Here is a 14,497-nt window from a genome sequence, read left to right as displayed (position 1 = left end):
TTCCACTATATCTTACGCAATAGTAAAAACAATTCGCATCGAGGTGTTCATCATCATGAAAAAACGACTAGCCTTATTTTGTGGTGCTCTCCTGCTCGCGGGATGTGCAAATGACAAGGCAGAAGAACAAGTGAAACCAGACTCCGCCCTAGAAAGCAATGAACAGGCTGAATCACCATCCAAAGACGTTGAAACAAACACGAGTGCAGATCATGTGGCTGACTTGACTGATTATGAAGAATACGATGTTCTGTCAAGCGAAATTGACGTAGATGCCTACATAGCAAGTGTTGTGGAAGACAATGAAGGAAAGCGAGTCATCCTGTTTTCCAATGAAGTCGGAGAGAAAATCTATAAAAGTATTTTCGTTAAACACGATCAACGCCTAAAAATTATCGACTTACACGATGATGGCCTACTATTTAACGACACTATCAACGAATGACAAAGAAAGCCCTACGTCTCTGCAGCCTTTAGAAGCAGAGATGTAGGGCTTGTTTATGTTTGGATTAAGTTGACCTTATTGGTTGTAGAGTTGTAGAGTGGTCGTTCATCATCTTAGCAGAAATGACCTTATTGGTCACTTAACATTGCATCTAAAAAGTCCTCTGAAACATAGGTCTTATTCCCACCAATCAATTCCGGTGCGATTGCAAATTGTCGAAGGCTTTTATTTAGACCATACTTCTTTTCTCCACGTGTAATCGTGAAAGAACGGTTTTCCTTCTTTACGAGCGCTCCATTGATATGCCCTTGAGATACGACTGTGTAGCCTAGAGCCTCTGCAACTTTGCGCAGTGGAATCATTTTGACCCCGTCTTTCATGTAGTGATCCGCTTCAATGATTTTGTTAACAGTTGCTTCTTCAGATTGTTCCAATGGATCCAAAGCAATCACTTTTGTTGGTGTCGTTTGTGGGGGAATGCTTCTCGTTGTTGCTGTATAAAATACCATCAGCTCTTTCCCTTTCAAGCCAGCTTTCCCAATCGCTTTGCCCTGTTGGTTTTGGAGGACTGTATCTTCCGCAATCGTCAATTTCAATTCTTTGTCTAAACTAAGGAATTCATCATCGAATTTGTTTACCTTTACGTTTTGGCCATTTTCATCTTTTACAACGACAAGTTCAGGTGTGTATTGCGCGGGATAGATTAAAATCATCGGTTTGTTTTTGTCAGTATAGGCTTCCACATGCATTCCCTTTTTCAAACGATCGCTCGCGATCGTTGCTGTCGTTTTGTTGCTCAATAAGTATGATTTTTCGTTGATGATTAAAACTTCTTCAATTCCTTCCTCATTTTCAATTCTTACTCTCAAAGAACTTTTAGATGCTTCGACTGCTGTAATGACACCACTCGCTTTCATATAATCACTGGCGTGTTCAGCTTGCTCTTTGCTCACTTGTACGTTTGCCTCCTTTGCTGATACCGAGTGAGCGACAACTGGGCTTCCTGCTAGAAGTATGGTTAATGCCACTGCTCCTAATTTTTTCATCTCTTTCTCTCCTGACATTAGGTATTCACTGATTAGACGGAAAACATTGCTAAAAGTTACAACTCTTTTTTCAAATATGTATAGCAATATTCAATTTCGTGAATGTTAGAAATGACTATCAAAAAAGGGAGTGCACAGCATGTTGGAATTGCAAACAGAATTGGAAGGAAAAAGAACCCATTTTGGAGAATTCCTTAATTTGATTGAGCCCAAAGGCTATCATTTAGGCGGCGGATGGGATTACCATTCAGGTTGTTTTGACTCTATATTACATCGTGAAGGTGGAGAAACCATCTATTTGCGTATGCCCTTCTTAGTTCGTGACGGGATACTAGATGACCAATATGCAGGTATCGAATTTACAAAGCCTTATGTCATTAAACATGTCGTTAACGTTGGACTAGACAGTGACATGAGTTCACTCGGCACTGCTACGTTTAACCAATTCCAAGAGCCGATCGACAAAGACGCAACAATACACGATAAAAGCAAATGGGCATTAGCCGGCGAGCAAGCAATTGAAGAGATTATCCCGTATTTGCAGTGAAGGTTGAATTGAAGAAAATGCGAAAGAGGAACTCCCACAATAAGGAATTCCTCTTTAACGTTTATTACGAAATAATTTTCCGATCTTTTCCGGCTTGCATGCCACATAAGAACAGTAGCAATGATCCGATCAGGAAGATGAACATTGAGCTGTTCCATGAGCCAGTTAAATCATGTAGAAAACCGAATAGAACTGGTCCACTGGCCGCGAGCAAGTACCCGTATGACTGTGCCATGCCAGATAAAGTAGCGGCTTCCATATGTGTTTCCGTTCGGAGCGTGAAGAACATCATTGATAGGCCAAAAGATGAACCGCCAGCAATACCGATAGCCACCATCCAAAGAGCTGTAAAAGATGAACCTCCACTTAACCAAACCCCACCATATCCAATTAAGTAAAGGGCAACAATTCCCACTACAATGCTGCGTTGGTCTTTCACTTTTCCAGCAAGAATCGGAATGATGAATGTCATCGGCAATTGCGAGAATTGTAACAAAGATAACATCCATCCCGCTTGAGCGGCACTCATCCCCCCACTCGTAAGCATTTCAGGCATCCACGCAGAGGTCGAATAAAACAATAACGATTGCAATCCCATGAAGAATGTGACCGCCCAAGCAATTGGGGAACGCCAGAAAGGATTGCCTTTGTTCGCTGTTCCTGTAGATGGTTTTGCTTGAATGTCCATTTTTCTTCTCAACTGTGGAAGCCATAAAAAGATGGCGAGTCCGGCTAAGAGCGCCCATATTGCTAACGCCCCTTGCCAACCGAATTTTGTCTGTTCCACAATTGGTACACTAATTCCCGAAGCAATTGTTGCAGAAATGTTCATCGATACTGAATAGATACCTGTCATTAATCCAATCTGAAGCGGGAAATTCAGTTTTAATAAGCCTGGCAATAACACGTTTCCAAATGCGATTGCGACACCTATTAAAAAGGTCCCGATTAATAATAAGGGAATTGCTCCAATAGATCGGATAACAATGCCTATCGTGAGTAGACAAAGCGATACAAACAATGTCAGCTCCATACCGAACCGATTTGCCAGTTTAGGCGCAAAAGGTGAAATGATTGCAAAAGCTAATAATGGAATGGTTGTTAAAAAACCTGCTAACACGTTCGACATGTTCAAGCTATCTCGGATTGGTCCTATGATTGGTCCAACTGAAGTTAAGGGTGATCGAAGGGTTGAAGCGATGAAAACAATGCCGATCACTAAAAGCCATGTCTGCTTTGTAAATGTAAGTTTTCTAGAATGATGTTGAGCATCCATGACATCTCCTCCTCTTTCTTTTTAAATTCACTCTAATTCAAATGTTCTCTGAATAGTATCCACCAACATTTTAGAGGATTCAATCCACATTATATAAATGCTTAAAGAGCATATCATATGGACACATTTCTTAAAAGAATTGAAATGATGCACGTTAAATTTAGTAGTATTCAGAACACTCTTCCCCATACAAAAACGGATCCCCCCAGTCCGTGAGATCCGCCTTGTATGTACCTTTATGTTCTTGTTTGTTGAATAGTGTTTCACCGAAGCACCTTAATTCAATATAGTCATTACTTCAAACTTGGTTCAAGCAAAATGGCCGTTAGCCGTTCGATCGCTACGTCAATCTCTTCATTCGTCACAGTTAGTGGCGGTAGCAAACGGATAACGTCCTGACCCGCTGGAACGAGTAGTAATCCATTCTGTTCAGCCTGTTGGATAAAAGGTGCGACATCTTCCGTACATGCAATGCCGACTAATAACCCTTTCCCGCGTACACTGAATCGCTCTGCTGGCAAAACGGCTGTCAGCTTCTGTTTCATGTATGCTGCTTTTTGCTGCACTTCCTTTAAAAACGATTCGTCAAACACATGATCAACGACCGTTTGCGCGACAGCTACAGCCAACGGATTGCCACCGAATGTCGTACCGTGTGTACCCGGTCCGAATGCTTCAGCTAACTGCGCACTTCCAAGCATCGCGCCAATCGGAAAACCGCCTCCTAATCCTTTCGCAAGCGTAAGGATATCCGGTTGCAAACCGATTTGCTCATACACATAGCGTGTTCCCGTCCTTCCGATTCCGGTTTGTACTTCGTCAACAATGCAGAGTATTCCCTTCTCCTGACACAGCCTTTGAATCGTGGATGCAAACTGCGGAGTAATTGTATGCACGCCGCCTTCCCCTTGAATCACTTCCAACATAATTGCAGCTACATCTTCATCAATCGCTTGTTCTAATGCAGTACAGTCATTGAATGGGATGGTTATAAACGTTTCAAGCATCGGACCAAAGCCTTGCTTCACCTTTTCTTGACCAGTTGCGGCCATGGCCCCGAATGTGCGTCCGTGAAATGATTGTTCAAACGTGATGATGGCGTGCTTGCCTGTATGTTTCCGTGCCAGTTTAATGGCTGCTTCATTCGCCTCTGCTCCACTGTTACAAAAGAACGCTTTTGAAAAAGGCGTGTGTTGCACGAGTGAATGTGCCAATTTTTCCTGTTCAGGGCTTTCAAATAAGTTTGACGTATGCCAAAGCTTCTCGCTCTGTTTCGTAAGTGCCTGCACGATTGACGGGTGCGCATGCCCTAAACTGACGACCGCAATCCCGCTTGTAAAGTCAAGGTACTCTTTTCCATTCGCATCGTATACATACGTACCTTTTCCCTTCACAAGATGAATGGGTCGTCTTGCATAGTTGTTGAACAACGTACTCAACTGAACACCTCCTCAATTTCAATGACAGTTCCTTCAAGTTGCTGGTCAACAATATGCACCGCAGGAATACCTGCTTCTAGGCATGTAAGCGCGGCTTCCACCTTCGGAATCATGCCACCATAAATTGCTTCTTCCGTGATCCATTTTGCAAGTAGTGAAGGTGTTGCGGCATGTTGTTTAGCATTCCCGACATGAATTCCAGGCGTATCAGTGACGAGCATTAAACTTTTTGCCCCAATCGCAAGTGCAACTTCACTGGCGACTGTATCAGCATTAATGTTCAGCGCTTTTCCTTCAGCAGATGCACCGATGCACGAAACAACTGGCAATATGCCTGCTTTAAGAAGCGTATCGAGTAAATGTGCATTCACTTTTTCAATTTTGCCGACAAGGCCATATCTTGCCTCATCCAACAATGAACATGTCAGCAACTTCCCATCAAAACCACTCAGTCCGATTGCTGGAATGCCCTCCTTGTTTAACTGAAAGACAAGTGCTGTATTCACATCGCTAATTAACACGTGCTTAATGACGTCGCTCGATTTTTCACAAGTCACCCGTAATCCATTGTCAATTTTGCTTTCTATTCCGGCATTTGCTAGCGCAGCGTTAATTGATGGGCCACCTCCATGGACGATAACCACATCAAAACCATCCTGTTGAAGCTGATGGAATTGCTCAAAAAACGTCGTACATAATCCTTCTAACATACTTCCACCTAACTTAATGACAATCCGTTTACGAGCGATATGATGCGTTGATTTGGACGTAGTCATAAGTCAAATCACACCCCCATGCGATTCCTTTACCGTTTCCATTATTTAACTCGACATGTATTTTCACTTCTGGCTGCTTTAAGTAAAGCATGACAAGTTCTTCTGAAAATACGACAGGTTCACCATTTGTTACGACAACATGCTCCCCAATTTTTATTGTAATTGTATTTGGATTAACCGCTGCACCGCTATAACCGATTGCAGCAATGACACGCCCCCAGTTGGCATCGCATCCGAATACAGCGGTTTTAACGAGCGGTGAGCCGACGACCGTTTTAGCAATTTTTCTTGCTTCACTAGCTGTTACCGCACCTGACACTTCCACTTCGATCAGTTTTGTTGCCCCTTCCCCGTCTTTCGCAATCATCTTCGCGAGATCTTGGGAAACTGTATGCAGTGCTTGGATGAACGCTTCCCAATCCGGATGATCAGGGTGTAACGGTTCATTGCCCGCCTTTCCGTTTGCAAGCACAAGTACCATATCGTTCGTCGACGTATCTCCATCGACAGTAATTGCATTAAACGTAACGTCGGTTATGGCTTTTAATGCATCTTGTAAATGGTTGGATTCAATTGCTGCATCCGTCGTAATGAACCCGAGCATTGTTGCCATATTTGGCTCGATCATGCCTGAGCCTTTTGCCGTTCCTGCCACAATTACTTCTTTCCCGTCCACTTCGGTTCGGTACGCAGTGTTTTTCGTCACCGTATCCGTCGTTAAAATGGCTTGTGAAAATTGGATGGAGCCTTCAAGACTATCGACCGGATTCAATTTCTCAATTCCCGCTAGGACAGGTTCCATGTTTATTTTTTCCCCGATGACACCTGTTGAAGCAACACCGACTAACGAAGAGGAGATCCCGAACTTCTCAGCGGTCTTCTCTTGCATCAGCAATGCATCCAACATGCCTTGCTTACCTGTGCATGCATTGGCATTGCCAGAATTGACAATCACAGCTTGCATTTGCTTCTGTTGTTGGACCACTTCTTTTGTCACGATGAGAGGGGCAGCTTGCATCGCATTCGTCGTAAATACCCCTGCCACACTTGCAGGCACTTCACTTACTAACACCGCCAAGTCGTATTTCTTATGTTTTAATCCACAATGGATGCCAACTGCTTTAAACCCTTTTGGCGTTACAATATTTTTCCCAGCAACGCGCTTTAGTTGTTGAACTGCTACTGCCATACAATTTCCTCCCTCTATGTTCGTGTCACTTCAATACGGAACTTCTTCAATCACATGATTCTTCTTTAAAAATCTTCAGGTGCTTCATTAAATGAATAAAGGTACATGCGTGAGACCGGTTGTTTCATCCAATTCCATCTGTATATTCATGTTTTGGATTGCTTGCCCAGCAGCACCTTTCACGACATTATCAATGACTGAAATAATTGTCGCCCGATTCGTCCGTCGGTCCAATTTCACGTGAATATCACAGAAGTTCGATCCATAAACTTGTTTCGTACAGAATTTCGTGGCATCTTGCATCACTCTGACAAACGGGCTTGATTGATACGTCTCCTGTAAACAATTCAGCAGATCCTCTTCCGTAATCCCTTCATAAACGGGTGCATAACTCGTTGTCATAATTCCACGCGTCATCGGCACTAAGTGTGTTGTAAATGTCACGGCAATTGATGCATTCGCAAACTGCTCAATCGCTTGCTCAATTTCCGGGATATGCTGATGTGCATGAATCTTATAGATTGAAAGATTTTCATTCGTCTCACTAAAATGCGTCATTTGGCTCGGTGTATTCCCTGCACCCGACACACCACTTTTCGCATCAATCACCAATTGTGTTGGGTCAATTAACCGTTCTTTAATAAGTGGCAATAAAGAAAGGAGCACCGCAGTCGGGTAACAACCCGGATTTGCGAGGAGACGAGCTTGTCGGATTGCATCCCTGTTCCACTCCGTTAATCCATATGTCGCTTGTTCAATCACTTCGATCGGCGCAGGCTCTTTCTTGTACCAGTGCTTATAGACAGCTGGGTCCTTTAATCGAAAATCACCGGACAAATCGATGAGCCGCCGTTCCTCACTGATGAGTGGAGGCAGTAACTCACTTGTCACGCCAGCAGGGGTACTTGCAAAAACGACATTACAACTACTTAACGAATCTTCATTAATTCCTTTTAGTGCACGGTCATACAATGTTAACGTATGAGGAAATTTCGCTGAGAACATAGACCCTTCTTCCGACGAAGTGAATAAATCAATTTGTTCGACTTCCGGATGCTGATGTAGCAAACGGATTAGTTCGAGCCCACCATACCCAGAAGCACCAACGATTCCAATCTTCATAACGGCCACCCCTTTTATCGTTAGACCTAGTATACGTATGCATATTTATAAAGTCAACTGTATTTTTATAAGTTTATAGATTTTTTATTTGTGAATTAATCCTTTCATAGTTTTGTAACGCAAGCGAATATGGTATACTGAATTTATTATCTGGTACTAATATAAGGTGATAGGTTTTTTACCGATTGAGGAGGCTATTATGGAAGACTTATTGAAGTTAAAAGGGAAAAATATTGTAGTCATGGGTGTAGCGAACGAACGAAGCATCGCATGGGGCGTCGCTAAATCACTGTTTGAAGTTGGTGCAAACGTCATTTTCACGTACCGTAAAGAACGCTCTCTTGCAAAACTTGAAAAAGCATTAGATAGCAATGGACTAGCAGCAAAAATGATTGTCCAATGTGATGTCAATGAAGATGAAAGCATCCAACAAGCATTCGCTACAATTGGTGAACAACTCGGAACGATCCACGGACTCGTCCACTCTGTCGCTTTCGCGCATGCAGAAGACCTTCACAACGATTTCGTTGAAACAACAAGAAGTGGTTATGCATTTGCACAAGATTCAAGTGCTTACTCACTAGTAGCAACTGCACGGGAAGCTCGTAAATACATGACCGACGGCGGATCCATCATTACGATGAGTTATTTAGGAGCTGAGCGCGTTCTTGACGGATACAACGTCATGGGTGTGGCAAAAGCTGCACTTGAGGCATCTATGCGCTACTTAGCAAACGACTTAGGAAAAGACGCAATCCGCGTAAATGCAATTTCTGCCGGCGCTGTCCGTACGCTTTCTGCAAAAGGTGTGCCTTCCTTCAACACGATCCTAGGTCAAATTGAAGAAAAAGCTCCATTAAAACGCAATATTACAAATGAAGAAGTTGCGAAAATGTCAATTGCTATGCTAAGCGACCTGTCCAGTGGCGTAACGGGCGAAGTCATCTACGTCGACGCAGGTTATCATATTATGGGATAAAGAAAAAGAAGCCGTTGGGGGCTTCTTTTTTTGATGGGTTAAAAAATTGTAGTAATTAGGCGTATACCGAGTGAACCCAAAGCACTAAAATGTTCGTTAGAATTGTGAAAGTGATTGATAGAACCGTCAAACTGAGCGATAGAACGTGTCAAGTGATTGATAGAAAGGCAAATTTGATTGATAGAGAAATTGGTGCGCAATGCAGAACTGATTATTTTATATTTTTAATTAAAACTATCCAATTTTGTAACTTCCACAAGTCAAAATCGTCCTACTAGTGAGGTGATGACATTGAAAAGTAAGCCGATTTACGTGGAAATTGACATTCAGGCAACAATGGATGATGTGTGGCAAGCGACGCAAGAACCTGACTTGCATGCAAAATGGGATGTTCGGTTTTCGTCCATTACGTATTTGCCGAAAAAAGCTGATGAACCGCAAGCTTTCACTTATGAGCGACGAGTTGCTCCTTTTCTTACGGTAAAAGGCTGGGGGAAGAGTTCGGGGGCTACTAACAATTCAAATGGCTCACGGTCATCCGCTCTTCATTTTGGGACTGACCAATGGTTTTCCCCTATCCGAGAAGGGAGAGGATACTGGAAGTATGTGCCGATTCAAGGGGGCGTGAAGTTTTTAACACAGTATGATTATGAACCGAATTTCTCGTCATTCGGAAAAATCGTCGATCGTTGCATTTTCAAGCCAATGATGGGCTGGGCTACTGCGTTAAGTTTTGATGTCTTAAAAAGATGGCTTGAACAGGGGGAGGCTCCTCGCTCGCAATACATACGATTTTTTTACTCATATGGTCTCGCCCTATTGTTTGCATTTGTATGGATGTACCAAGGACTCATCCCCAAAATACTCGCCAAACATCCTGAAGAAATGGCGATGGTGGCAAGCGCGTTTTCCACTAGTCCGGCGCAAACTTTGTCAATTGTGTTTGGCATTGGGATTGCCGAAGTGCTCTTCGGATTACTTTGGCTGTTCTATCGAAAGAAAAAGCACTTATTTGCGTTACAGCTTGCGATTTTTCCATTGTTGACAATTGCCGCGATTGGAGCTGTTCCTGAGACTGCAGTTCATCCATTCAATCCTGTAACATTCAATGTGGCTTTACTAACCCTATCACTCATCGGCTATTTTAGTAGTGGTGATGTTCCAACCGCTAAAAGTTGCAAAAGAAAAAGGTGATTCGACAATGTCTATCTACAAACATGTTTTAGGTGATGACTTCACTAAACTGCATCCTATGCTGCAAAAGCGTTATCACATTGAACCGGATACCCCTTTTCACGGAAAGGGTACTATGACAGCCATTACAGGTGGGCAGAAATGGCTATATCCTCTTTTCAAGTTAGGAGTCGGCTGGAAACTGTTATTTCCTGAACGTGGAGAGAACATCCCTTTTACGATTACAAACAATGCGCGATTCGGCGCAAATGGAGAGGCGCAAATTCATTGGGAACGGGTTTTTCATTTTGGTTCTACGCATCGATATTTCAATGCATTAATGAGTTTGGATGGGAAACGTGGGATCATTAAAGATTATCTCGGGGAACCTGCATTGCTGTATGCAGACTTGGCGTTTACTGTAAAAGATGATGGCGCGCTCACGATTGAGTCTTTGCAACAACGACTCGTACTCGGAAAGATTGAAATTCCACTTCCTCGATTGTTGCAAGGTTTGGCGACAGTGACCGAAAGCTATGACGATGAACTGGAAGTGTATCGCATTGCTGTAACTGTTCGGAATCCTTTGATTGGCAATCTATTTTCGTATGAAGGGGAGTTTGTTCAACATGCGTAAATTCGCTTTCTTTCATAGCTTTTTATTCATCGTTATCGCATTCCTTTCAAAAGATCCTTGGCCCTATCTCTTATTAACAGTTGCTCAACTTGTCTATGTGCCGATTGCGTTGAAGATGGTCATGAACAAGTCAGATTGGTTTTCCAAATACTATTCTTTCTTTAGCATCCCTGCCTATGTGTCAATCGCGATTTTACAAACAACAACACCAACATTTCCGGCACTATTCGCTTTCATCTATTTTGCATTTACCGTTTGTATCGCTTTGTATGGATTGACACGATTTTTGAATAGGGGTTTTTCGAATTGTGAAGAATTCGCGATTGACCTCGGTATGATGTATATCGCTTTAGGAGGAGGCTGGTATTTCGCCTATATTGCTGGAATAGATACAGGTTTTACACCACTAATCACTTGGTTAACCGGTATTCATTTTCACTATTCCGCTTTTCTATTGCCCATTTTCATCGGTTTGGTAGGCAGATTGTATAAGCCCCGTTCGTACCGATTTTTTAGTACGTTATTGCTCGTTGCTCCTATGATTGTGGCAATCGGCATCACTTTTTCGAGATGGATTGAATTGTTTGCAGTCCTTTTATACATCGTCGGGTTAGCGGGGATGATTGGAATTGCATGGCGTGCACGTTATACAAGCCGTATGCAAAAATGGCTACTCGTCACGTCGTTCACTTCTTTAGGCGTCACAATCATTTTTTCGCTTCTCTATGTGCTTGGCAATGGCTTCGGACTCACATCGATTACGATCGACTTTATGCTCCGATTTCATGGTGTTTTGAATTGCATTGTCTTTGCACTGCTAGGTATTATCGGGTGGTCTTTGACCATTCCACATTCCAACGTCCACAGACCCTCATTTTCAGTTAGTCGTATTAGAGGCAAACAATCGGTGACGAAACTTGCCGTGGCCGGGGAACAACGTGGCCTTGTAGATGCAATGGATATTTACAACGTAGACATTGCCCCTACTATAGCCGATTTCTATGAAAACACGACGGACTATCGTCTATTTGCAACCGTTCGATGGAAAAAGTGGTTCAAACCGTTTGCTTTTATCTATTCATTCATTAGCCGAAAAACGGAGCAAATCAATTTACCCCTTCATGCAAATGAAATCGAGATGACTGGGGCAATTGTATCTGTGGATGAAATGGACGGCCGCATCAGCCCCCGCGCATGGATACGGAAGATTGAGGATGAACTGACTTTCATTGCAATTTACTCCTATCACGAAAAGAGTGACGGTCAAGTTTTTATGAATATTGCATTACCCCTCCCCTTCTCAACAATGACAGGCATTTTAGAAGTCTGTGCAGTTGGTGAACATTTGCAGCTCACGAGTAAGAAATCAGATGTGGCATCCGATGCTGGTATTTACCTTTCATCCAAATGGGGCGAGTACAGCAAACTGCCTATTGAAGAAGACTTCATTGTGAAAGAAGGTAAGGAGGGGCAATTGGTTGCGACACACAAAATGTGGTTGTTTTCCCTTCCATTCTTGACGATTGAATACACGATACAGAAAAAGTGAAAACCCGCGTGTAGCCAAGATTGTCTTGGTCTCACGCGGGTTTTTTCATTTTTCGAGTGATTTATTCACCAATTTCCTTCATCAAGCCTTTATTTCCTTTTGTCAAAATGCTTTCGTAGTCAATATAGGCGTAAATATCATCTGCAATATGCGGGCTGAATTGAGCAAGTTCTTCTACAGTCAACTCTTCAATCGCTTTCTTTTCTTTTTCACAATAAATGATGATTTTCCCTACAATTTCATGGGCATCGCGGAATGCAGTCCCTTTGCTCACTAAGTAATCCGCCACTTCCGTTGCATTCAGGAATCCGGCTTTAATCGCCGCTTTCATGTTCTCTTCATTGACCGTCAACGTGTCAATCATCTTCGACATAATTTCCATGCAATCCAAGACGGTATCCAACGCATCGAAAAATTGTTCTTTGTCTTCCTGCATGTCTTTGTTATACGTTAACGGCAACCCTTTTAAGGTTGTTAATAAAGCGAATAATGAGCCGTATACGCGACCTGTCTTCCCTCTTATTAACTCGGCCGCATCGGGATTTTTCTTCTGTGGCATAATACTGCTTCCTGTTGAATAAGCATCCGCCATTGTGATGAACTTGAATTCTTGGCTACTCCACAAAATCAATTCTTCACTTAAACGGCTTAAATGCATCATGATGATGGAGAAATCAGACATCAGCTCAAGCATGTAATCCCGATCACTGACACCGTCCAAGAAATTATCAACCGGCTTTGCAAAACGCAACAGTTCAGTCGTAACGTTCCGGTCGATTGCATGTGTCGTCCCAGCTAACGCACCACAGCCTAACGGGTTTTCATCCAATAGTTCAAGTGCGTTGCTAACACGTTTTTTATCCCGCTTGAACATTTGCTCATAAGCACCTAAATGATGGCCGAATGTCACAACTTGCGCACGTTGTAAATGTGTGTAGCCCGGCATAATGACATTGTTCGTTTTTCCTTTTTCATGTAACGAATCAATTAACGTTTGTAAGCCATTCATCACGTCGACTGCTTTATTTTTTGCATAAAGGCGCATATCGACAGCGACTTGGTCATTCCTGCTCCGTGCTGTATGCAATTTCTTACCGGTTTCACCAATTCTTTCGGTCAAATGCATTTCAACAAATGAATGGATATCTTCGTAATCCCCTTCGATGACGAGCGCACCCGATTCAATATCTTGTAAAATGGATTCAAGACCTTGTACTAACAGATCCCCTTCCTCCGGTGTTAGTAAGTCACAATGAACCAACATCGTAACGTGAGCAAGGCTACCCGCAATATCCTCTTTGTATAGTCGATAATCTACAGGCAAAGATGTATTGAACTGTTCCATTATTTCATCCGCACGACTAGAAAAACGTCCTCCCCAAAGCTTCATCTATAATCAACCTCTCGTATGTATTTTTATTCACTTTATTGTATTATAATGATTTGATGTATGGATTGCAATGACGCGATTGTTTTCACTTAAGTATACATTATTAGCTTTGATATGTTTGTTTCGAAATCCTGGTTACATCCTTCAAACTCTTGGTCTTTTGGTTATCTGCTTGCGCAGTCCTAGAGCGTTGTCGTTCATAAGCTGCTTTTTGTTAAAAGGGACTTTTCGCTGCCTCCATGTACAAGATAACATTGATAATTCTCCATTAACGGGAAAAATATATTTCTAACTTACCGTTGTTCACGTTTTGTAGCACTTGCAGGCATTTAGAATACTTCTATTTGACCGTTACTCACGTTTTGTAGCACTGACGGGCATTTAGATCACTTCTATTTGACCGAGGTTTGAGTTTTGTAGTGCTAGCGGGCATTTAGATCACTTCTATTTGACCGTTACTCACGTTTTGTAGCACTGACGGGCATTTAGAACTCTTCTATTTGACCGTTACTCACGTTTTGTAGCACTGACGGGCACTTAGAACGCTTCTATTTGACCGTTACTCACGTTTTGTAGCACTGACGGGCATTTAGATCACTTCTATTTGACCGTTACTCACGTTTTGTAGCACTGACGGGCATTTAGAACTCTTCTATTTGACCGAGGCTTGCGTTTTGTAGCACTGGCGGGCATTTAGAACGCTTCTATTTGACCGTCAATCACGTTTTGTAGCACTGACGGGCATTTAGAACTCATCTCTTACAATTAAAATACCAATGTACAGTTTTTTACTTAGACAGGGGTGTTAAACCGCTTTTCATGACGCGCTAACAACCTTTTTCCTCGTCAACGTGTCATAAAACGTTTTTATCGACGCGTCAGCAAACATTTTTCACTCTAACGTTTCATTAAACCTCTTATAATGACGC

At 42.6% G+C, this 14,497-nt stretch carries 13 protein-coding genes; 6 read left to right on the top strand and 7 right to left on the bottom strand.

Annotation, left to right across the window (positions count from 1 at the left end):
* Nucleotides 1-55 precede the first annotated feature (55 nt).
* A complete protein-coding gene (locus NRI27_RS04560) occupies nt 56-445 on the top strand; it encodes a hypothetical protein (protein WP_371389739.1) in 390 nt (129 codons plus the stop codon).
* Nucleotides 446-573: 128 nt separating this feature from the next.
* Here the strand turns inward: NRI27_RS04560 and NRI27_RS04555 are convergent, their stop codons facing one another.
* Complete coding sequence (locus NRI27_RS04555) at nt 574-1,491, bottom strand: stalk domain-containing protein (RefSeq protein WP_371389738.1); 918 nt, start codon at nt 1,489-1,491, stop codon at nt 574-576.
* 139 nt (nt 1,492-1,630) lie between these two features.
* Here NRI27_RS04555 and NRI27_RS04550 point away from each other — a divergent pair, with 139 nt between their 5' ends.
* Nucleotides 1,631-2,038 carry a YugN family protein gene (locus NRI27_RS04550; protein ID WP_317941905.1) on the top strand — a complete coding sequence of 136 codons (408 nt, stop codon included), beginning with the start codon at nt 1,631-1,633 and terminating at the stop codon, nt 2,036-2,038.
* Nucleotides 2,039-2,102: 64 nt separating this feature from the next.
* Here NRI27_RS04550 and NRI27_RS04545 read toward each other — a convergent pair whose 3' ends face one another.
* The 5 genes from NRI27_RS04545 to argC all read right to left on the bottom strand — a co-directional run bounded on the left by NRI27_RS04545 (nt 2,103) and on the right by argC (nt 7,840).
* Nucleotides 2,103-3,314, bottom strand: a complete 1,212-nt coding sequence (locus NRI27_RS04545; RefSeq protein WP_317941906.1) for a CynX/NimT family MFS transporter — start codon at nt 3,312-3,314, stop codon at nt 2,103-2,105.
* A gap of 293 nt (nt 3,315-3,607) precedes the next feature.
* The gene (locus tag NRI27_RS04540) at nt 3,608-4,753 is read right to left on the bottom strand and encodes an acetylornithine transaminase (protein ID WP_371389737.1); all 1,146 of its coding nucleotides are present in this window, start codon (nt 4,751-4,753) and stop codon (nt 3,608-3,610) included.
* The gene (gene argB / locus NRI27_RS04535) at nt 4,750-5,529 is read right to left on the bottom strand and encodes an acetylglutamate kinase (protein ID WP_371389736.1); all 780 of its coding nucleotides are present in this window, start codon (nt 5,527-5,529) and stop codon (nt 4,750-4,752) included. Before argB ends, NRI27_RS04540 begins: the two co-directional genes overlap by 4 nt.
* The gene (argJ, locus tag NRI27_RS04530) at nt 5,492-6,718 is read right to left on the bottom strand and encodes a bifunctional ornithine acetyltransferase/N-acetylglutamate synthase (protein WP_371389735.1); all 1,227 of its coding nucleotides are present in this window, start codon (nt 6,716-6,718) and stop codon (nt 5,492-5,494) included. Before argJ ends, argB begins: the two co-directional genes overlap by 38 nt.
* 87 nt (nt 6,719-6,805) lie before the next feature.
* The gene (gene argC, locus NRI27_RS04525) at nt 6,806-7,840 is read right to left on the bottom strand and encodes an N-acetyl-gamma-glutamyl-phosphate reductase (RefSeq protein ID WP_371389734.1); all 1,035 of its coding nucleotides are present in this window, start codon (nt 7,838-7,840) and stop codon (nt 6,806-6,808) included.
* Nucleotides 7,841-8,039: 199 nt separating this feature from the next.
* On the opposite strand from argC, the gene NRI27_RS04520 reads away from it, so the two are divergent.
* The 4 genes from NRI27_RS04520 to NRI27_RS04505 all read left to right on the top strand — a co-directional run bounded on the left by NRI27_RS04520 (nt 8,040) and on the right by NRI27_RS04505 (nt 12,178).
* Complete coding sequence (locus NRI27_RS04520; protein WP_317941911.1) at nt 8,040-8,819, top strand: enoyl-ACP reductase FabI; 780 nt, start codon at nt 8,040-8,042, stop codon at nt 8,817-8,819.
* A 285-nt stretch (nt 8,820-9,104) separates the two neighbouring features.
* Nucleotides 9,105-10,013 (top strand): DoxX-like family protein, encoded by a 909-nt coding sequence (locus tag NRI27_RS04515; protein ID WP_371389733.1) that lies wholly within the window; start codon nt 9,105-9,107, stop codon nt 10,011-10,013.
* A gap of 7 nt (nt 10,014-10,020) precedes the next feature.
* Nucleotides 10,021-10,629, top strand: a complete 609-nt coding sequence (locus NRI27_RS04510) for a DUF4166 domain-containing protein (RefSeq protein ID WP_371389732.1) — start codon at nt 10,021-10,023, stop codon at nt 10,627-10,629.
* Nucleotides 10,622-12,178: a YndJ family protein gene (locus NRI27_RS04505; protein WP_371389731.1), complete on the top strand. Its 1,557-nt coding sequence runs from the start codon at nt 10,622-10,624 to the stop codon at nt 12,176-12,178. The genes NRI27_RS04510 and NRI27_RS04505 overlap by 8 nt, the downstream gene beginning before the upstream one ends.
* A 61-nt stretch (nt 12,179-12,239) precedes the next feature.
* Here NRI27_RS04505 and argH read toward each other — a convergent pair whose 3' ends face one another.
* Nucleotides 12,240-13,568 (bottom strand): argininosuccinate lyase, encoded by a 1,329-nt coding sequence (gene argH, locus NRI27_RS04500; RefSeq protein WP_371389730.1) that lies wholly within the window; start codon nt 13,566-13,568, stop codon nt 12,240-12,242.
* Nucleotides 13,569-14,497 lie beyond the last annotated feature (929 nt).

Origin of the sequence: Sporosarcina sp. OR05, from assembly GCF_041414805.1 — a bacterium.
In the GTDB taxonomy this organism is placed as follows: Bacteria; Bacillota; Bacilli; order Bacillales_A; family Planococcaceae; genus Sporosarcina; species Sporosarcina saromensis.
The sequence above is the reverse complement of the archived record's forward strand: the minus strand, read 5'-3'. Positions and strand labels throughout refer to the sequence as shown.